This is a genomic window from Kitasatospora nipponensis (assembly GCF_039528135.1).
GTDB classification, from domain to species: Bacteria; Actinomycetota; Actinomycetes; order Streptomycetales; family Streptomycetaceae; genus Kitasatospora; species Kitasatospora nipponensis.
Map to the genome: position 1 here is coordinate 1 of NZ_BAAALF010000415.1, position 1873 is coordinate 1873.

General features: G+C 70.8%; 1 protein-coding gene. It reads left to right on the plus strand.

Features of this window, described 5'->3' with window-relative positions:
* Nucleotides 1–1873: condensation domain-containing protein (locus ABD323_RS40775; RefSeq protein ID WP_344447160.1), on the plus strand; the 1873-nt coding region annotated here is incomplete at both ends.

A 1873-nucleotide genomic window follows, 5' to 3' on the forward strand; every position in this document is an offset into this window, starting at 1 on the left:
TACCGCATCGAGCCGGGCGAGGTCCAGACCGCACTGCTGACCCACCCCGAGATCGACCAGGCGGCGGTGATCGCCCGCGAGGACCAGCCAGGTGACGTGCGCCTGGTCGCCTACGTCGTCCCGGCGGACGCGGACGAGGCCGATGAGTTCGAACTCTCGTCTGCGCTGCGCAAGTTCGCTGAGCAGCGGCTGCCCGAGCACATGGTCCCGGCTGCGGTCGTCGTGCTGGACGCGCTGCCGCTGACCGGCAACGGGAAGCTCGACCGCAGGGCCCTGCCCGCCCCCGACTACACCGCCGGTGCGGCAGCGGGCAGCCGTGGACCGGCCACCTTGCAGGAGGAGTTGCTCTGCACGGCGTTCGCCGAGGTCCTCGGACTGGAGAGCGTCGGGGTCGACGACGACTTCTTCGCCCTGGGCGGCCACTCCCTGCTCGCCGTTCGCCTGGTGAGCCGGATCCGCACCCTGCTGGGCGTCGAGGTGGAGATCCGCGAGCTGTTCGAGTCGCCGACGGTGGCCGGGCTCGTCGCCGGTCTGTCCGGTGCCGACGCTGCCCGTCTGGCACTGACGATCCACCAGCGGCCCACATTCGTGCCGCTGTCGTTCGCCCAGCGCCGGCTGTGGTTCATCGGGCAGCTGGAGGGCCCGAGCGCCGCCTACAACACGCCCATCGCGGTGTGGCTCTCCGCCGATGTCGACCAGCAGGCTCTGGGCGCCGCGCTGCGGGACGTGCTCGGTCGGCATGAGGTGCTGCGCACCGTGTTCCCGATTGTGGACGGTGAGCCCCACCAGCGGATCGTGGCTCTTGATGAGCTGGCCTGGGAGCTGGAGGTGGTTGAGGTCACGCAGGCCGAGCTGCCCGGCGCCCTCGCGGAGGCCGCCAAGTACCTCTTCGACCTGTCGACCGAGGTTCCGATCCGGGCGAGGTTGTTCTCGACCGGTGCCGGCGAGCAGGTCCTGGCCGTGACGCTGCATCACGTCGCGAGCGACGGTTGGTCGAGGGGGCCGCTGGCTCGGGACCTGTCGGTGGCGTATGCGGCCCGGCGGGAGGGGCGCCAGCCTGAGTGGGCTCCGTTGCCGGTGCAGTACGCGGACTACGCCCTGTGGCAGCGCGAGCTGCTCGGTGACGAGCGGGACCCAGAGAGCGTGCTGTCGCGTCAGGTGGCACATTGGCGTGAGGCGTTGGTCGGTGCGCCGGAGGAGTTGGAGCTCCCGTTCGACCACCCGCGTCCGGCTGTGCCCAGCCACCGCGGTTACGGCGTGCCCCTGGAGGTCCCGGCCGAGGTCCACGCGCGGCTGGTGGAGGTGGCGCGGGCCGAGGGCGTCACGGTGTTCATGGTGTTGCAGGCCGCCCTCGCGGTGTTGCTGTCCCGCCTTGGCGCCGGCGCCGACATCCCGATCGGCACAGGCGTTGCCGGGCGCACGGATGAGGCGCTGGACGACCTGGTCGGGCTCTTCGTCAACACGCTGGTGATGCGCACTGACTTGTCGGGTGATCCGACGTTCAGTGATGCGCTGGCGCGGGTGCGGACGGCCGGCCTGAAGGCGTTCGCCCACCAGGACGTGCCGTTCGAGAAGCTGGTGGAGGAGCTGGCCCCGACCCGTTCGATGGCGCGGCACCCGCTGTTCCAGGTGAACCTCACCATGCAGAACAACGCCGAAGCCGTACTGGACCTGCCGACCGTGCGCGCCGGGGCACTGCCTGCCGAGTTGTCGGCCAGCCTGTCGGTCGCGAAGTTCGACCTGGACATCAGTGTGGGCGAGTCCTTCGATGACGAGGGTCGTCCGGCGGGCTTGCGTGGGGCGGTGACCGGGGCGACGGACCTGTTCGATCCGGAGTCGGTGGAGCGGCTGGCGGAGCGGTGGGTGCGGGTCC